The organism is Hymenobacter fastidiosus (assembly GCF_039539565.1).
Taxonomy (GTDB): Bacteria; Bacteroidota; Bacteroidia; order Cytophagales; family Hymenobacteraceae; genus Hymenobacter; species Hymenobacter fastidiosus.
The window spans coordinates 47,664-62,943 of record NZ_BAABDJ010000001.1; the positions used below are offsets into that span (position 1 = coordinate 47,664).

The 15,280-nt window shown below is 62.0% G+C and carries 15 protein-coding genes; 7 read left to right on the top strand and 8 right to left on the bottom strand.

Annotated features, from left to right (window positions below):
* Positions 1-30 precede the first annotated feature (30 nt).
* From ABD833_RS00185 to ABD833_RS00200, 4 genes are all read left to right on the top strand, one after another.
* Positions 31-816 carry a hypothetical protein gene (locus tag ABD833_RS00185; RefSeq protein ID WP_345070160.1) on the top strand — a complete coding sequence of 262 codons (786 nt, stop codon included), beginning with the start codon at positions 31-33 and terminating at the stop codon, positions 814-816.
* A gap of 143 nt (positions 817-959) precedes the next feature.
* Complete coding sequence (locus ABD833_RS00190; RefSeq protein WP_345070161.1) at positions 960-1,766, top strand: helix-turn-helix domain-containing protein; 807 nt, start codon at positions 960-962, stop codon at positions 1,764-1,766.
* Between the two features lie 136 nt (positions 1,767-1,902).
* Positions 1,903-2,622 carry a pirin family protein gene (locus ABD833_RS00195; protein WP_345070162.1) on the top strand — a complete coding sequence of 240 codons (720 nt, stop codon included), beginning with the start codon at positions 1,903-1,905 and terminating at the stop codon, positions 2,620-2,622.
* Between the two features lie 184 nt (positions 2,623-2,806).
* Positions 2,807-3,520 (top strand): GAF domain-containing protein, encoded by a 714-nt coding sequence (locus ABD833_RS00200; protein WP_345070163.1) that lies wholly within the window; start codon positions 2,807-2,809, stop codon positions 3,518-3,520.
* A gap of 44 nt (positions 3,521-3,564) precedes the next feature.
* On the opposite strand, the gene ABD833_RS00205 is transcribed toward ABD833_RS00200, so the two are convergent.
* Complete coding sequence (locus ABD833_RS00205; RefSeq protein ID WP_345070165.1) at positions 3,565-4,557, bottom strand: Brp/Blh family beta-carotene 15,15'-dioxygenase; 993 nt, start codon at positions 4,555-4,557, stop codon at positions 3,565-3,567.
* Between the two features lie 203 nt (positions 4,558-4,760).
* Complete coding sequence (locus ABD833_RS00210; RefSeq protein WP_345070166.1) at positions 4,761-5,528, bottom strand: bacteriorhodopsin; 768 nt, start codon at positions 5,526-5,528, stop codon at positions 4,761-4,763.
* A gap of 661 nt (positions 5,529-6,189) precedes the next feature.
* Here ABD833_RS00210 and ABD833_RS00215 point away from each other — a divergent pair.
* Positions 6,190-6,567: a transposase gene (locus ABD833_RS00215; protein WP_345070168.1), complete on the top strand. Its 378-nt coding sequence runs from the start codon at positions 6,190-6,192 to the stop codon at positions 6,565-6,567.
* Positions 6,564-7,148 carry an IS630 family transposase gene (locus tag ABD833_RS00220; RefSeq protein ID WP_345070309.1) on the top strand — a complete coding sequence of 195 codons (585 nt, stop codon included), beginning with the start codon at positions 6,564-6,566 and terminating at the stop codon, positions 7,146-7,148. The genes ABD833_RS00215 and ABD833_RS00220 overlap by 4 nt, the downstream gene beginning before the upstream one ends.
* Before the next feature lie 117 nt (positions 7,149-7,265).
* Here ABD833_RS00220 and ABD833_RS00225 read toward each other — a convergent pair whose 3' ends face one another.
* From ABD833_RS00225 to ABD833_RS00245, 5 genes are all read right to left on the bottom strand, one after another.
* Positions 7,266-9,131, bottom strand: coding sequence for a M2 family metallopeptidase (locus tag ABD833_RS00225; RefSeq protein ID WP_345070169.1), 1,866 nt, complete (start codon positions 9,129-9,131; stop codon positions 7,266-7,268).
* A 422-nt stretch (positions 9,132-9,553) separates the two neighbouring features.
* On the bottom strand, positions 9,554-10,498 hold the full coding sequence (locus ABD833_RS00230) for a zinc-dependent peptidase (protein WP_345070170.1): 945 nt from the start codon (positions 10,496-10,498) through the stop codon (positions 9,554-9,556).
* A 200-nt stretch (positions 10,499-10,698) separates the two neighbouring features.
* Complete coding sequence (locus ABD833_RS00235) at positions 10,699-10,896, bottom strand: hypothetical protein (RefSeq protein ID WP_345070171.1); 198 nt, start codon at positions 10,894-10,896, stop codon at positions 10,699-10,701.
* Between the two features lie 190 nt (positions 10,897-11,086).
* Positions 11,087-12,469: a DEAD/DEAH box helicase gene (locus ABD833_RS00240; RefSeq protein WP_345070173.1), complete on the bottom strand. Its 1,383-nt coding sequence runs from the start codon at positions 12,467-12,469 to the stop codon at positions 11,087-11,089.
* A gap of 316 nt (positions 12,470-12,785) precedes the next feature.
* A complete protein-coding gene (locus tag ABD833_RS00245; protein WP_345070174.1) occupies positions 12,786-13,730 on the bottom strand; it encodes a YihY/virulence factor BrkB family protein in 945 nt (314 codons plus the stop codon).
* A gap of 102 nt (positions 13,731-13,832) precedes the next feature.
* Here ABD833_RS00245 and ABD833_RS00250 point away from each other — a divergent pair, with 102 nt between their 5' ends.
* Complete coding sequence (locus ABD833_RS00250; RefSeq protein WP_345070175.1) at positions 13,833-14,351, top strand: DUF2062 domain-containing protein; 519 nt, start codon at positions 13,833-13,835, stop codon at positions 14,349-14,351.
* Positions 14,352-14,642: 291 nt separating this feature from the next.
* Here ABD833_RS00250 and ABD833_RS00255 read toward each other — a convergent pair whose 3' ends face one another.
* The gene (locus tag ABD833_RS00255) at positions 14,643-15,269 is read right to left on the bottom strand and encodes a hypothetical protein (protein WP_345070176.1); all 627 of its coding nucleotides are present in this window, start codon (positions 15,267-15,269) and stop codon (positions 14,643-14,645) included.
* Positions 15,270-15,280: the final 11 nt, after the last annotated feature.

A 15,280-nucleotide genomic window follows, 5' to 3' on the forward strand; every position in this document is an offset into this window, starting at 1 on the left:
TAACCCGACAATCCACTTTCCTGCTTTTCCATGAAACTGCTACTGCTTCTGCTGGTGCTGTCGGCTGCCGTACGGGCTACCCCACCCACCAAATTATCCCGGCCGGCGGCCCGCAAGCCCGCAGTTGCCTTGTCGTCCCCGGTATTTTTCCGGCAGCACAACCTGGCGCCGCTCTGGGCACTGAATGCGCAGTCGGGCCAGCCGCAGGTGCTCATTGGCTGCATGGGGCCGCAGTATCGGCGGCTGGAACTGGTCTACGAAAGGGTGCGGCGCGATAGTAAGAACCGGCAGTTGTACCATGTGTGGGGCCAAAGCCGGGAGCGGGAGCGAATCATGCCTTTCCGCGGCACCATCCTGCTGACGGCAGTGAAGAAGGTGCGCCCGCAACACCCGGCCGAGGACTTCCGGGCCCTGGCGCACTACCAGGCCGCCGGCCGGTTCCGCTTCCGCGAAGACCCCGCCGGGGAAGGTAGCGGGCAGCTTTCCGGCACGCTCACCATGACCTTCTCGCGCGTTGCCGGCGGCCTGGCCTACATGCCGGGCCAAAGCGGCGGCTGGGACTACCCGATGCCTGGCGAAGGCAGCCGGTTCACCAGCACCTGGACCAGCGCCGCCCACCCCGAGCCGGTGAAGCTGGTGTGGGCCACCAACTTTATGGACATTGCCAACACGGTCATCGAGCGGTTCCTCATCGGCGACCGGGGCGTGCACATCAACCCCAAGTACGCCCGCCTGGGCTGGAGCCGCTACTGGGAAAATGACGAGTGGTGGGCCGAGGCCGGTACCGTTGTGGCCCGGACAACCCCGCTACGCTGACGCAGCCGGGGCCAACGGAATGGAGGGGGACTTTTTACGAAAAAAATTAAAGCTAATTGAATTAGTAAATCAGCGGCATTGTTGCTAATTTCACGAGCCGGTTTCCCTTTGATGTCGAAGCCTTTCCCGGCTCCCTATCCGCGATGATTAACACGAACCTGAAATTCTGGCGGCGCGAACTGAGCCTGACGCAGGCCCAGATGGCCGAAAAGCTGAATATAAAACGCTCCCTGGTAGGGGCGTACGAAGAAGGCCGGGCCGAGCCCAAGCTCAGCACCCTGGTCAACATGGCCCGCCTGTTCGGCATCACCCTCGACTCGCTGGTGACCAATGACTTCACCAAGAAGAGCGTTCAGAAGGCGGCCCTGCGCCAGCTGGAGCCCGTCGCTTCTACCGATCCGAACCCCACGCGGCCGGCCGGCAACCTGCGCATTCTGGCCCTCACCGTCGATAAGGACCAGAATGAGAATATTGAGCTGGTGCCGCTCAAGGCCAGCGCCGGCTACCTCAACGGCTATGCCGACCCCGAATTTATTGAGGAGCTGCCCAAGTTCCGCCTGCCCATGCTCAGCACCGGCGGCACCTACCGGGCCTTCGAAATCGCCGGCGACTCCATGCTGCCCATCGCTTCGGGTACCGTCATCGTGGGTCGCTACGTCGACGACTGGCTGACGCTGAAGGACGGCACGCCCTGCGTGGTGGTGAGCAGCAAGGAAGGCATCGTGTTCAAGCGCGTGTTCAACCGCCTCAAGGAAGGGGCCACGCTCTCGCTGCACTCCGACAACCCCGTGTACTCGCCCTACGAAATCGACGTGGAGGACGTAGTGGAAATCTGGGAAGCCAAATCCTATATCAGCAGCACGTTCCCTATTGCCGACCTCTCCCTGACGCGTCTGGCCAGCATTGTGCTCGATTTGCAGCAGCAGGTCAGCACCATGCGGAAGGTATAGGCTCAGTTCTTTGAAAGATAGCCAAGCCAGTTCGTCCCGTCGAGCTGGCTTGACGCTTTTGGGGAGTTGCTAACTTCGCCCCGCCTTGGCGCGTATGCGGTAGGCAGTTTGCCCCCAGTCTAACCTTCCGACCACCATGCTGAAATATATTCCCGCCTCCGACCGTCATCATGCCGCCCCCGTGAGCTGGCTGAGCAGCTATTTCCTGTTTTCGTTTGCGGATTATCACGATCCTAAAAACATGCACTTCGGGCCGTTGCGGGTATTCAACGACGATAGTATCGCGCCCAACTCGGGCTTTCCCCAGCACCCGCACTCCGAAATGGAGATTGTTACCCTGGTGCTCGACGGCGAGGTAACCCACGAGGATACGATGGGCAACAAAACCAGTATCCCGAAAGGAGAGGTGCAGCGCATGACGGCCGGTACAGGTATGGCCCACGGCGAGATGAACCGCTCCGACAAGCCCCTGCACATCTACCAGCTCTGGTTTCTGCCTAACCAGAAGGGCCTCGCCCCTAGCTACGAGCAGAAGGACCTTAACTTTCTGGATTCCAAAAACGAGCTGATACCGCTGGTGTCGGGCCAGAAAGTGCTGGAAGACGTGGTGTATATGAACTCCAATTCTACCATCTACTGGTCGAATCTGAAGGAAGACAAGGAAATTGAGTTCAAAACTTTTCCTATCCGCAATACCTTCCTCTACGTGCAGGAAGGCACCATCTTCGTCAACGGCACCGAGCTGGGCCCTAACGACCAGGCCCGGATGACCGACGAGCACGTGGTGCAGATCCGGGCCAAAAAGGCTGCGCAATTCATTCTGATTGACTTGCCCGCCAGCGAAGCCAACTACTAGAGCGTGTGGACACTTAACGAAAAAGGCGGTCATGCTGAGCTTTCCGAAGCATCTCTACCGCTTTTTTGCGGCAAAACGTTCGGTAGAGATGCTTCGACAAGCTCAGCATGACTGTTTCAATGGCTTCAAAGGCCCTTTTAGCTAAGTGTTCACACGCTCTAAATAACGGGGTGATTCCCACTATATGACCACCAATTTTCCGGATTCCCTGGTGCCCGCCCACGACGCGGCCCGGCTGCGGACGCTGCACCAGTACAACATCGTCAATACCACCCCCGAGCCGATTTTTGATGACTACACGGCTTGGGCGGCGCAGCTGTTTAATACCCCCATTTCCCTGATTTCTCTCGTTGATGACGAGTACGTGTGGTTTAAGTCGGTGACCGGGGCCGAGGGAATTTCCGGCCTGCCGCGGGTGGAAAGCATGTGCTCGGCCGCCATTTTACAGAACGAGCCGGTGGTGACGTCCGACTATAAGCCGGAGAGTTGCACCCTCATCAAGCCCGATGTGGCCCAGGCTATTGGGCTGAAGTTCTACGCCGGGGCCGCGCTGCAAATGCCCGATGGGGCCCGCGTGGGGATGCTGGCCGTTATTGGCCGGGAGTTCCGGCAGATTTCGGAGCGGGAAAAAGCCGTGCTGGCCCGACTGGCCGCGTTGGTCAGCCAGACCATCGATCTGCGGGCCCGCTATCTGAAAGGGCAGCAGCAGGAAGAATGGGAAACAGCCCAGAGCGAGCTGGCCGACACGCTGGACGAAAACTCCGCCCTGGCCCGCTACCTGAACTCCCGCAACCAGGGTATCGACTACGAGGACGACGAAGTAGCCCAGCTTATCGGGCGACGCCTGGATGGCCTGGCCAGGGTATTGAAGCGGCGCATGGCGCAGGTGGCGGGGTAGACTGAGCGCGAAGAGCTAAACTGTTTCTGGCTGAAAAGGGTGTTTCAGCGCCAACGGGCAGCATCCATGCCTAGCGTCACGAGAAGTGCGTGCGGCAGAGTGACGACTGAAGCTACCAGCAGGGCCAGACTCACGAAGACCGACCCCGTAGCCGCCCGCGACCAGGCTACGCCGTACAGTATGGCCAGACCCGCCAGGCTGAGGAGTAGCAGGGGGGCGGAGCGCCGCAGGAAAAAGCCCAGCTCAGTTCGTAGGGCCGGTCGGCGGCTAAGCAGCGGACGACCCATGAGCTGATTCATTCGCAGCACGTGCTGTAAGCTGTGCCAAAACACAAAGTACACGCCGGCCGACAAAATCGGGGCCAGAGCCATGAGTAGGATGGTAAGCAGCAGCACTTCCAGCATATCCGTTCGGGCCACCCCGCCCCGGTTCTGGCGGAAGTAGCTACCCCACAGCAGCAGGTGCCCCACGGCTACCGAGGGCCCTAACAGGACGGCGGTTTGGGCAACGGCCACCGCCCTCACGGGCATTGCACCGCCCAGCGTCAGCAAATCGTTGATGATGGTTCTTGTTTCCTCGGGCCAATATCCCAGGGGCACGGCAAACAGCAAACCGCCGCGCAACAGGCTATGGGCTATCCATTGGCCGCGATTAGGGGCAAGCGCTGGTGCATCGGCCGAACCCCAGTGCCAGGCCGTCAGCCCAAAAAACAGGGCTACTGCCGCTGCGGGTTGCCACCACCAGAGCAGACCCACTGCTAAGGCCAGCCCCAGGTAGCCAATCAGAAAGCCCGCCCAGTAACGGAGCCGTTCGCGGGCCAGGGCCGGATGAGTGGCCGGCACCACAAACTGGTCGCAGGCCCCGTGGGCAACCCCCAGCAGCAGCATGCCGGCTAGTAGTAGCGGGGCCAGCAGCCAATGGGCCAGGCCAGGGGCCAGCAACCCCACTGCCACCGCCACCAGCACAAACCCGTAGGATGCGCGGCGGGGCAGAGCGGCACCCCAGGCAGGTCGATTGATAAGCGTAAGCGGTGACATTATGTTCCGTGATAGTATTCCAAGCTCGTAACCTTCGCGCAAGCCCTAAGGCTGGTAACCCCTTATAAAGTCATTCCCGCCCCCGCAAAGAATTTGTGGAAAGCGGGAATGAGCTTATGAGTACCGGTGAGTACCCCATCAAATCAGGTATTCAGGCCGACATAGCAGTTTGGCAGCGCGTCTGCCCGTACCTGGTTTTAGCGCTAAGCAGTCGGGGACAGTTCACGAACGGCCGCGGCGCTTTTGCCGGAAGCCGCAATGCCGTACACGACCAGGCCAAACCCGATCTTGTTGATGGCATCAGCAATGTTGTAGAACAGGTCGACGTTGGAGGGCTGCCAGCCTAAGCCGATGTTCAGCAAGCCACCCGGCATGCACATGTAGCCAATCGGGTAAATGGCCCAGCCAACGAGGACAAACCACGCCAATGCCCGGATACCCTTGATGACAATGGCGTCACCGGTGCTATTGGCCAGCTGCGCTACCTCGCCAAACCAGGCGCTGTAGAGGATGTATACGTAGCCCAGCGTAGAGAGCGTACCCCACAGCATGGAGTGCCCGGCGGAGCCATCGGTAAAGGCTTCGCCGATGTAGCCGGTCACCAACATGAATACGGCGGCTGCGATAAGCTTCCACAGCAAGCTGATTTTAGCCCCTGCCGCCTTGGTCAGCAGGTAAAATTCCACGACCATCAGCGGCACCGTAAGGGTCCAGTCGATGTAGCGCAGGGCCGTGGGCGTCTTACCGGTAGACAGGTAATAGTCGCGCATGTAGTAATAGTGGATGGCGGCAATGCCCGTGATAAGGGCTGACACCAACAGGGAAAGCTTCCACTTGCCCTCTACACTCCCACGCTCGGCAAAGAAGAAGACCGAGGCCGCTAGCATCGCCATGTACCCGGTAAAAAACGTGAAAGCAACCGGATCGTCAACCCGAATGTCGACTAGACCGAACAGTACTGTTGTGAGCATTTTGTTGAAAGTTTTAGGGTGAATTGTTAATCAATCCACATATATAGCTGAAAATTCCTTTGATGCCGCAACACTTAGTGGATTAGAGGCTAACTATTTTTTATCCTGCTGACTATGAGGAGTAATATGTAGAATCAGGTAAGCCGTTATTAAGCCCGGCCAAAGCCGCGCGCTGACAGCGTGATACTATTGGTGAGGTAGCAGCGGATGGCTGACCAATGCCTTGTTCTCCGTGCGATTAGGATCAATCCGCGTTTCAGATCAGCGCGTATCCAGCGGTCCGCAACCGGAACGGGAAGCCGCCCCGGCCGGGCTGGCCGCTCCCTGCACTCCTGCAACCAGAGTCTCGGCGACGAAGATGAATGGAGTAGCCCAGCTCATCGAGCGGCGTCTGGACAGCGTGGGCAAAGGGCTCAAGCGGCGGATGGCGCAGGCGGCGGGATACAGCGGTTTCGTGAACGGTGTGGCTGCCGGTCCGGCGGCTTTTTCAGCCGTCGGGCCGGTCGTTGCTTGAGCAATGGCACCTGAACAGCGTCAGCTAAGGGAAACCGGCCCGACGGTTGAAAAAGCCGCCGGACCGGGACATACACCGTTCGCGAAACCGCTATAGCGGATCCGTGAACGGTTCGGCCATATTTTACCGGAAGCCGTAGACCAGTGGATGAAACCGTACTCGCTTGATTTACGCACCCGCGTGGCCGTCGCCTGCCACGCGCCGGGCGCCTGTAAGACGGAGGTGGCGCACCGCTTTGGCGTGAGCCGCTCGTTCGTCAAAGACCTGGTGCGCCGGCAGGCGACCACCGGCTCGCTGGCCCCCAAGCCCGCCCGGGGCGGGCGGGCCCGCTACCTCGACGCCGACGCGCAGGCCTGGCTGGTGGCCTACGTCGGCCAGCACGCGGATGCGACGCTGGCCGAGTTGGGCGCCGCCTGGCAGGCCCAGGGCGGGCGGCCCGTGGGCCAGACCTGTATCTGGCAGGTGCTGGACGCGCACCGGCTGCGGCGTAAAAAAAAAGCCAACACGCCGCGGAACGCGACCTGAAGCGGGTCGGTGAGGCACGCAAGCAACACGTCGAACACGTGTGTACCCGCTCCGACGTGGCCCGGTTTCACTTCCTGGACGAAACGGGCTTGCGCCTGGACTACGCCCGCACCCATGCCCGGGCTGTTGGCGGGGCCCGCGTGGGCGGGGCGGGGCCGCTAAGCCGGGGCCGGTCACTCACCTTGATCGGGGCGCTTTCCGGGCGCGGGATCGGGGCCGGGCAACTGCTGGACCGGGCGCTAACCCAGTGCGGCTTTGCCTTCTATGTGGCCTACTGCCTGGCCCCGACGCTGCGCCGCGGGGATGTACTGGTGCTCGACAACCTGCCCGTGCATCACCCGACCGGCTTACGCCAGTGGCTGGCCAAGCGCGGCGTGGAAGTCGTGTTTCTGCCGCCCTACTCGCCCGACTTCTCCCCCATTGAGCAGGCCTGGAGCAAGCTCAAAAGCAAGCTGCGCACCGGTGCCGCCCGGTCCTATGACGCCCTGAAAAACGCCTTGTACGAGGCCATCGACTTGATTACCAGCCAGGACGCCAAAAACTGGTTTGACCACTGCGGCTATCACACCCAAGTTGCCTGATAAGTGGACGAACCGTTCGCGAATCCGCTATAAGTGATAAAATGATAAAAGAGTGATACCAGAAAAAGCCTCATCCGTAACCGGTGAGGCTTTTCAATTCCTGTAGACGGCACAAATCTACATCGTGTATCTGCGTCCCTTGTTCTGCTGCTTCAAATACACCATCAGCGGCTGGAAATACTCGACCATGGCGCGGGCGGACAGGTCTTCGCCGGTTTTCTCTTTCAGCACGGCCCGCCAGTCCTTGCTAGCGCCGGGGCGCATGATGTCGGCCAGGAAGGTGCCCACTTCCTTGCTGCCGTAGTAGTTGGTGGCGTGCGGGTCCTGCTTGAGGATTTTCCTGGCAATGTGGTCGTGGAGCTGGAACAGGATGACGTACGATAGGGCGTAGTCGTAGTACTGGGCGGGGTCGTCGTTGATGTGGGTCTTGGTGGCCGGGTCGAGGTACTGCTCGCCGCGGGCGGTGGGCGGCACGATGCCCTGGTACTTTTTCACCAGCTCCCACCAGCGGGCGTTGAGCTGGTCAGCGGGGAGCTTATCGGCGTAGAAGCTGTTTTCCCACTCGCTCATCACGCCCGAAGAGAAGGGAATGAAGGTCACGTAGTGCAGCGCTTCCTTGAGCAGCGTCTGAGTCTGGTCAGTTTTGGCTTTCGGGTCCTGCAGGCCCAGGCCCACCAGAAACGGCTTCTGGGTGGCGGCCAGGCCCATCAGGCTGCCCATGGCTTCGTGGTAGGCGCGGTTGGCCCCGGCCCGCAGCAGCACCGGCACCCCGGGGTTGGTGTAGGTGAGGTAGTAGTAGATGTGGCCCAGCTCGTGGTGGGTGGTTTCGTACCACTCGGTGTTGGGCTCCACGCTCATCAGGCTGCGCACGTCCTGATTGAGGTCCATGTGCCAGGCCGAGGCGTGGTTGTTCTTCTTGTAGGCTGCGCCCTTGGGCAGCGGGTACAGACTGCTTTTCTCGTAGAACACCGGCGGCAGCGCCGGGAAGCCCAGGCTCTGGTAGAACCGCTCGGCCTGCTTCACCTGCCACTCCGCGCCCTTTTTGGCCAGCGTAGCGTCCAGGTTCACGCCTTTCACCTCCACCATGGCGCTCCAGTCCTGACCCCAGCGGTTGGGCAGCCAGGAAGCGGGCAGGTAATCGGGTACCTGCTGCACCTGGTATTTCCTGGCCAGCTCGTAGCGGGCGTAGGTGTGCAGCTCGCGGTAGAGGGGGCGCAGCTCGTCGTTGATCTTACGCACCAGCGTCATCATCTCTTCCCGGCTCAGACCGTAGTCGGAAGCCTGGTAGGTAAAGTAGTCGGGGTAGCCCAGGGCCTGCACGGTTTCATTGCGCAGGCCGCGCAGGTTCAGCAGCCCGTCCTTGAGCGTGGGGCCGATGGCTTTGCTGGCTTCCCAGATGGCCTGGCGCTTTTTGGGGTCGTTTTCCTGGCGCAGCAGCTCGTCGAGGTCGTTGGTCGTGACGGACTTGCCGCGGTACTTGTAGTCGAAGCCGTAGAGCTTTTCGGTTTGCCGGGTTTCGGCCTTGATGCGGCGCTTCACCACGGCGGCAATGGTCTGGGGCGAGTTGGCGGCGTTGTAGAGGGCCGCCTGGAGCTGCTTGATCTGGAATTCCTGGAGCTGGTCCTGGTGCCCGAGCAGCTGGCGCAGGTTGTTGATGTTGTCGGCGCTGCCGGTGAAGGCGGCCATGGCCTCGTTGGCCCGGGCCGTGGCCACGGCGTTGGTCGAGTCGCCGGCCACGATGCGGGTGTTGGAGCGCCACTCCGCCGCCGTCGACTGGGTGTAGAGCCGCTGGTACTCGGGGGAGTAACCCGCCAGAAACTCATCGGCCTGCCGGCCCCAGTCGACCGGCGCGGGCGGGGCCGCCGGCGGAGCAGTTTCGGCGGTGGTAGTTGCGGCAACAGGGACTTTGGCGGTGGGGGCGCAGGCCCAGAGTGCCGGGCCCAGCGTGGCCAGGGTCAGGCCGGAGACGAGGAATTTCTTCATGAGAAGTACGAGGAAGCCGTGAGAATTCTGGCCGCCAAAGTACTACTTGCCGCCGAAGTAATGCGAGCTGGTCTTGCGCTGTCCTTGCGAGGCCAAAGGCCGAAGCAATCCGTCCGCTGAAATGGACCGAGTCTGTTTAAAGCAAAAGCCCCGACGTTGGCCTACGTCTTGTCCTTCCCCAAACCTTTTGTAGCGGCCGCCCCGGAGCTTTCACGCAGGGTCCCGCAGGGTAAAAGCGCAGGGTCTCACCGTGTTTTCACTGAATGGCACTGCGAGACCCTGCGCCTTAACCCTGCGGGACCCTGCGTGAACTACATCCGGGTAAGCCCCGACGTTGGCCTACGTCAGGGTTTACTGAGGGAACCAGGGGTTCTTTATTGCCCCGGACGGATTGCTTCGCGTAGCTCGCAAGGACCGAAAATCTAGGTGGCCTGCTCCGGCTGCAATAAATGGCAGTCCTTATACTTCCTGCCGCTGTCGCAGGGGCAGAGGTCGTTGTGGCCGAATTTACGCCGGGAGCGGAGGGTTTTCAGCCACTCGCGTGGGTCAGTGGCAAAGCGCAGGAAGCGCTTCTTCGGGTTCTGGCGCAGGGCCCGGGTGAGCAGCTGATACAGCTCGGGATGGTTTTCCTGGAGCTTCTCCGGCTTCTCGAAGAAATACTCCGTCACGACGGCGAAGAACTCGGCCTCATTGGTGCCGCCATAGGAGTTGATGTCGGAGTTGCCGGCCCGGATGGCTTCAATTTCGCGGGCCATTACCTCGGCCCAGGGCTGGAGCAGCTCGGGCGGCAGGGCCAGGCCGGGCACCCCGTCAATCACGCCATCGGCTTGGTCTAGCAGGTGGGCGAATTCGTGGATGCCGACGTTCTGCTTATCCATGCCATCCTGAAAGCCCTGCTCGAGCGAGGCCTTTGACAGGTGCATGTAGTGGGAGGTCTGGAAGTTGCGGACGCTGCCCAGCAGCTGGCCCTGCAAGGGCGTCGTTTCCTGGTTCGGGTTGCGGGCTTCCTGCCAGGCATCGGGCACGATAAGCACCTCGCTCAGGTTGCCGTATTCCCAGTCGCGGAAACCGAAAATGGGAATGACGGCTGAGGAGGCCACCAGCACCCGGGTCACCTCGTCGACGTCGGTTTGCACGCCGGTGATGCGGGTCCGGGCCAGGAAAACCTGGACTTCGCGCTCGAAGCGCTTCTTCTCGTCTTTCGACAGCGACAGGTAAAACGCCACGCGGGTGGCCAGGATCTGCCGCCATTCCGCCGGAAAATCGGCGGCCAGAGCGGCGGCTTTCACCCGGGCATCGCGGCTGACGTAGCGGTAAAACAGGAACAGCACAACGGCCAGCACGGCCAGCCAGACCAGGTAATTCATGGCCCCGTTAACGATGGGGGCAGGTTTAGGTTGTAGCGTAAGGTGGGCTCCAGCCCGATGTAGAGACGCGACACTTCGCGTCTCAATCGTTGCTGATGGTATTTATGCTCCTCGCGAAGCGGTTCGCGAAAACACAGTAGGGTGCGGGGCTTGCCCCCGCCCGTGGTAGAACGAGTATAAGCGGCGCATTGCCGGGGCGTTCAACGCCAGGGACGCGAAGTAGCGCGGCCGTACCCTGCTACCACTGCGGCAGACTCCCGGAGCTTGTCGCGCAATAGCTGCTGCAAGCCAGCGTCCAGGAACGGATACGTATCCGGAATGCGCAGAATAATGACGGGCGTATCGACCAGCGCGGTGCCGAACTTCTCCCGCAGCCGGTCGGCGTGGCGGCGCTCCATCACGAAGATGGCCTCGGCCCAGCCCAGGTGCCCGGCCGTGACGCGCGCCCCCGCCCCGGGCTCGGTACCGGCCGCGCGGACTTAGTAGTGCGGGTGCGCGTCGAAAAGCCGTTCGGCCGTGAGGCTGCGCCAGCGGTTCTGGCTACAGATGAACAGTAGCTGACGGGCGTCAGCGGGGACGGAATCTGGTTTACTCAACAACCGAAACGCGAATCTTGCGGCCCTTGATCTTGGCCCCCGTCACGCGCTGGGCCACTTCCTGGGCCTGCATCCGCGGCACGGCCACGTAGCTGTAGTGGTCGAATACTTCGATGTGGCCGACGTCGGCGCGCTCCAGGCCGCCGTGGGCCACGAACGTACCCACCAGGTCGTGGGCGCTGACCTTATCCTTGCGGCCGGCCGAGACGTGCAGCGTGATGCTGACCGGCTTGGGTGCTTTGGGGGCCGCCGGCGGCAGGGCCGGGGCGTGCAGGGGCTTCCACTGAATGCTTTCGGCAATGGCCCATTTCTGCACGTGGGTCTGCTCGTGGGGCGTGGCCAGAATGTGGGCCGTGCCCACGGCGCCGGCGCGGGCCGTGCGGCCAGCCCGGTGCTGGAAGGCATCGGCCTTGTCGGGAGCGTCGTACTGAATCACGGTGTCGAGGGCCGTCACGTCGAGGCCGCGGGCGGCTACGTCGGTGGCTACCAGCACCTGGGAGGAGCCGTTGCGCAGCTTCATCAGGGCTTTGTCGCGCTCGGGCTGGGGCATTTTGCCGTGTAGCACCTCGGCCGCCACGCCCCGGCCCTGCAGGAAGCGGGTCAGCTCCACGCACCGGTCGCGGGTGTTGCAGAACACCAGGGCGCGGCCGGTTTCGGGCTGGCTCAGCAGGTGGAGCAGGGCGGCGGGCTTCTTCTCCACGGGACCGACCTGGCCCAGCAGGGTCAGGTTTTCGGGCAGCTTGCCTTCTTCCTCCGACGACTGCACCACCCGGGGACGGGTGAGGTTGTTGCGAATCAGCAGCAGCACCTTGTCCGACATCGTGGCCGAGAACAGCAGGGTCTGGCGGCGGCGCGGCAGGCGCTTCACAATCTCCACCAGCTCATCCTGAAAGCCCAGCTCCAGGAGCTTGTCGGCCTCGTCCAGAATCAGCACCGTGAGCTGGTTAGGCACGATGGAGCGGCGCTCAAAGTGGTCGAGCAGGCGGCCGGGGGTGGCTACCACGATGTGGGGCGGCTGGGTGAGGGAAGCGGTTTCCTCGCGGAACGCGTGGCCCCCGTAAAAGGCCGCTACCCGCAGGCCTGGCAGGAACTTACCGAGTTTCTTGAGCGCGTCGCGCACCTGCAGAGCCAGCTCCCGGGCCGGCACCAGCACGATTACCTGCACGGCATCGAGCTTCAGATCGAGGTTCTGCAGGATGGAGAGGCCGTAGGCGGCGGTTTTGCCCGAGCCGGTGGGCGCCTGGCCGGCTACGTCCTGCCCGGCGAGGGCCATCGGAATTACCTGTTCCTGAACGGGGGTGGGGGTGGTGAAATTCAGCTCTTCCAGGGCTTGCAGCAGGGAAGGGGCGAGGCCAAGGTCGGCGAAAGAGGGCATGCGAAACGAAAAAGTTGACCGCAAAGGTACGCCGGATTTTGGCGGGAGTCCGCAGCGGAGTGGGCGGGTAGCGGCTCGAAGCCGGAAGCTGGCGGAAGTCCAAAGCCGCAGGCGGGGCTTCCGGCCACCGGCAAGAAGTCCGTCCCCGGACTAACGGGAGTGGAAAGACCCTTTTTGCGGCGGTTATGCAAGTCTGGAGACTTGCGGCGTGTCGGGGCTGGAAGTCACACCGGCTGCGCCGGCTTCAGACTGCCGCCAGAATGCGTTTGGGGCAGCGGACCGGATAGCAACCGGCTTGAAACGACTTTCAGGATTGCTACTCCCTTTCTGCCGGCAGGTCGACCAGGCGGTAGCGCACGGCGTTCTTTTTGGGGCGGATGTCGATGCCCGCGTAGTGGGCGTAGGCTTTGGTGAAGCAGGCCCCGAAGTAGAAAATCATGGCGCAGTAGAACACGAACAGCAGCACCAGCACGATGCTGGAGGCCTGGCCGTAGATGGGCCCCAGGTTGCGCGGCACCAGCAGATGGCCCAGCACGAACTCGCCCAGGTCGAAGAGTACGGCGGTGAGCACGGCTCCGCGCCGCACCGCTTTCCACGGGACGTGGGCGCTGCTCAGGTTACGAAACGTGACGCTGAACCACACGGCCAGAATCAGCAGGGACGTAATGTGGTTGAGGCCCTGCACCAGGAAATAGGCGAAGTCGGCATCGAAGTCCTGGATGTAGTCGGCGAAGAAAGCCAGGGCGGCATCGGTCAGGAAAGCCAGCAGCGACAGCAGCCCGGTGGCCAGCAGCAGGACCAGGGAGCGGGCCCGCTCCTTCACGATTTTAGCAAAGCGCCCCGTCCGGCGGGCCGGGCGCACCTGCCAGAGCTCGTTGAGCGAATTCTGAATGACCACGAACAGGGTGGTGGAGACGAACAGCAGAAAGCCGAACCCCAGCCAGGTGAGCAGGCGGCTGCGCTCCACATTGGTCACGTTGAGCAGAATCTGCTCGACCAGCTCGGCCGCCGAGGTGCCCAGCAACGCCGAAAGCTTGGCCAGCAGCAGCACCCGCACCCCCGAGGCCGTGTACAGCGACCCCAGCACCTGGATAAGAATAATCAGGATGGGGGGCAGGGCAAACGTGGTGAAGAACGCCGTGGCTGCTCCCAGTCGGAGCGGGTCGTGCATGCCCAACTCGGTGCCCGCGCGGCGCAGCAGGAAAAAGAAATCGGTCCAGACTTTGGCCCGGGGCTGACCCGGCTCACGTACTTTTGTCATCGAAAGGGCGTACTTCCCGCGGCGCAGTGCCATTTGAAGGCGGGCTACGAAGGTAACGCGCCGCCGCCGTAACGCCCCGCTTTCCTTACCGTCCCGATTGTCGTGTCTGCTCCGCTACCGCTTCTTCCGCCGCCTACTCCGCCCCGGCCCATCGGCTGGGTGCGCCGCTACCTGCTCGACCCGCTGCGCAATCTGCTCCGGCAGGGGCTCACGCCCTCGCAGCTTTCCCTGACGGTGGCTTTGGGTGTGGCGTGCGGCCTGGTGCCAATATTGGGCGTTACGACCCTGCTGATCACCTTTCTGGCCGTGCGGCTGCGGCTGAACGTGGCGGCCATGCTGCTGATCGGACATCTGATGAGCCCGGTGCAGATGCTACTCATTATTCCGATGCTGCGCCTGGGCGCGCTGGTCTGGCCCAGCGAAAAAATGCCCGATCTGACGTTGGAGAAGCTGAAGTATTTGTTTGCGCACGACTGGGGGGGCGCGGTGCAGCTGCTCTGGCACGCCAGCGTGGGAGCGGCCGTGCTCTGGGCCCTGGGCATGGTGCCGCTGGTGCTGATCCTGAACTTCGGCCTGCGCCCCGTGTTCCGCCGCCTGCTGGCCCGACAGGGCAGGTATTAGGGCAGGTCCGAGCGGAAATTGCCCCGTTATTTAAAAGGCCAACTTTTAACACAGTTCATGTTAAGGGACAAAAGGGAAAGATTGCACTTCCCCACTGCCCCTGAAATCCTGTTTGCCCAGGCCCGGGAATGCGTCTGGTTTCGGGTTTACGAAACTCATCCCTTCTGCCAGTTTCGTGAACTTTGAATCGTAGACGGGTTTCGTAAACTCGTGCCGACCAGCAGGGGGGATTTAGGCACTGGGTGCCGAGCTGCTGCTGGTCGCTCAAGTAAAGGAGCGTTTTTAAATTTGCTACTTGTGCCAAGCCAGTGCGAAATCCAGCCGTGGCTGCAGACTTTGCTGCACTCGCGTGATTTTGGCCACGGCCCCGATGCTGCCTTCCACATATAGCCGCGAACCCAGCGGTAGGCGCATACCATACTTCAACCCCACCGGGTAAGCGACGCGCAGTTCGGGCACCTCAACCAAGTTGCCGGTGGCGAAGGGAATTTCGGCCAGTAGCGCAAAGTAACGGGCGCAGTTGGCGCGCACGTCGCGGCCATGCAGCTTGCGCTTTTCCAGCGTCGTGTAAAGGCGGGCTTCGGCAAGGGCATAGGGCGTAATACCATTGGTCTGGTAGCTGCGCCCGAAGGATTTGTCCAAGACTTCAATGAATCGGGCACCAACGGGCGGCGGGGCGTCGGTGTCGTAAAACGAATAGTGTACGCCCAGCCCGTACAGCACCGTGATGCGGTCCGTAAGGCCGCGCTCCTGCGAGACAGCCAGCCCCAGGTAGTTGATGCCAGCGGCTGTTATTACCTTTTCCACCTGCGCTACGGGAGGCTCGGGCGCTATTGCGGACTGCGCTTGAACTGAAAAGGGCCGCACTAAGGCGATGAGTAGCGCGGCGGCGCTCAGGTGGATGCCGGGAAGTAACATAAGTGGTCCTA

What these genes read in the sequence shown, in the direction of transcription:
- ABD833_RS00185 (WP_345070160.1), top strand. Translation starts at nt 31, where the DNA reads ATGAAACTGCTACTGCTTCTGCTGGTGCTGTCGGCTGCCGTACGGGCT.
- ABD833_RS00190 (WP_345070161.1), top strand. Translation starts at nt 960, where the DNA reads ATGATTAACACGAACCTGAAATTCTGGCGGCGCGAACTGAGCCTGACG.
- ABD833_RS00195 (WP_345070162.1), top strand. Translation starts at nt 1,903, where the DNA reads ATGCTGAAATATATTCCCGCCTCCGACCGTCATCATGCCGCCCCCGTG.
- ABD833_RS00200 (WP_345070163.1), top strand. Translation starts at nt 2,807, where the DNA reads ATGACCACCAATTTTCCGGATTCCCTGGTGCCCGCCCACGACGCGGCC.
- ABD833_RS00205 (WP_345070165.1), bottom strand. Translation starts at nt 4,557, where the DNA reads ATGTCACCGCTTACGCTTATCAATCGACCTGCCTGGGGTGCCGCTCTG.
- ABD833_RS00210 (WP_345070166.1), bottom strand. Translation starts at nt 5,528, where the DNA reads ATGCTCACAACAGTACTGTTCGGTCTAGTCGACATTCGGGTTGACGAT.
- ABD833_RS00215 (WP_345070168.1), top strand. Translation starts at nt 6,190, where the DNA reads ATGAAACCGTACTCGCTTGATTTACGCACCCGCGTGGCCGTCGCCTGC.
- ABD833_RS00225 (WP_345070169.1), bottom strand. Translation starts at nt 9,131, where the DNA reads ATGAAGAAATTCCTCGTCTCCGGCCTGACCCTGGCCACGCTGGGCCCG.
- ABD833_RS00230 (WP_345070170.1), bottom strand. Translation starts at nt 10,498, where the DNA reads ATGAATTACCTGGTCTGGCTGGCCGTGCTGGCCGTTGTGCTGTTCCTG.
- ABD833_RS00235 (WP_345070171.1), bottom strand. Translation starts at nt 10,896, where the DNA reads ATGGAGCGCCGCCACGCCGACCGGCTGCGGGAGAAGTTCGGCACCGCG.
- ABD833_RS00240 (WP_345070173.1), bottom strand. Translation starts at nt 12,469, where the DNA reads ATGCCCTCTTTCGCCGACCTTGGCCTCGCCCCTTCCCTGCTGCAAGCC.
- ABD833_RS00245 (WP_345070174.1), bottom strand. Translation starts at nt 13,730, where the DNA reads ATGACAAAAGTACGTGAGCCGGGTCAGCCCCGGGCCAAAGTCTGGACC.
- ABD833_RS00255 (WP_345070176.1), bottom strand. Translation starts at nt 15,269, where the DNA reads ATGTTACTTCCCGGCATCCACCTGAGCGCCGCCGCGCTACTCATCGCC.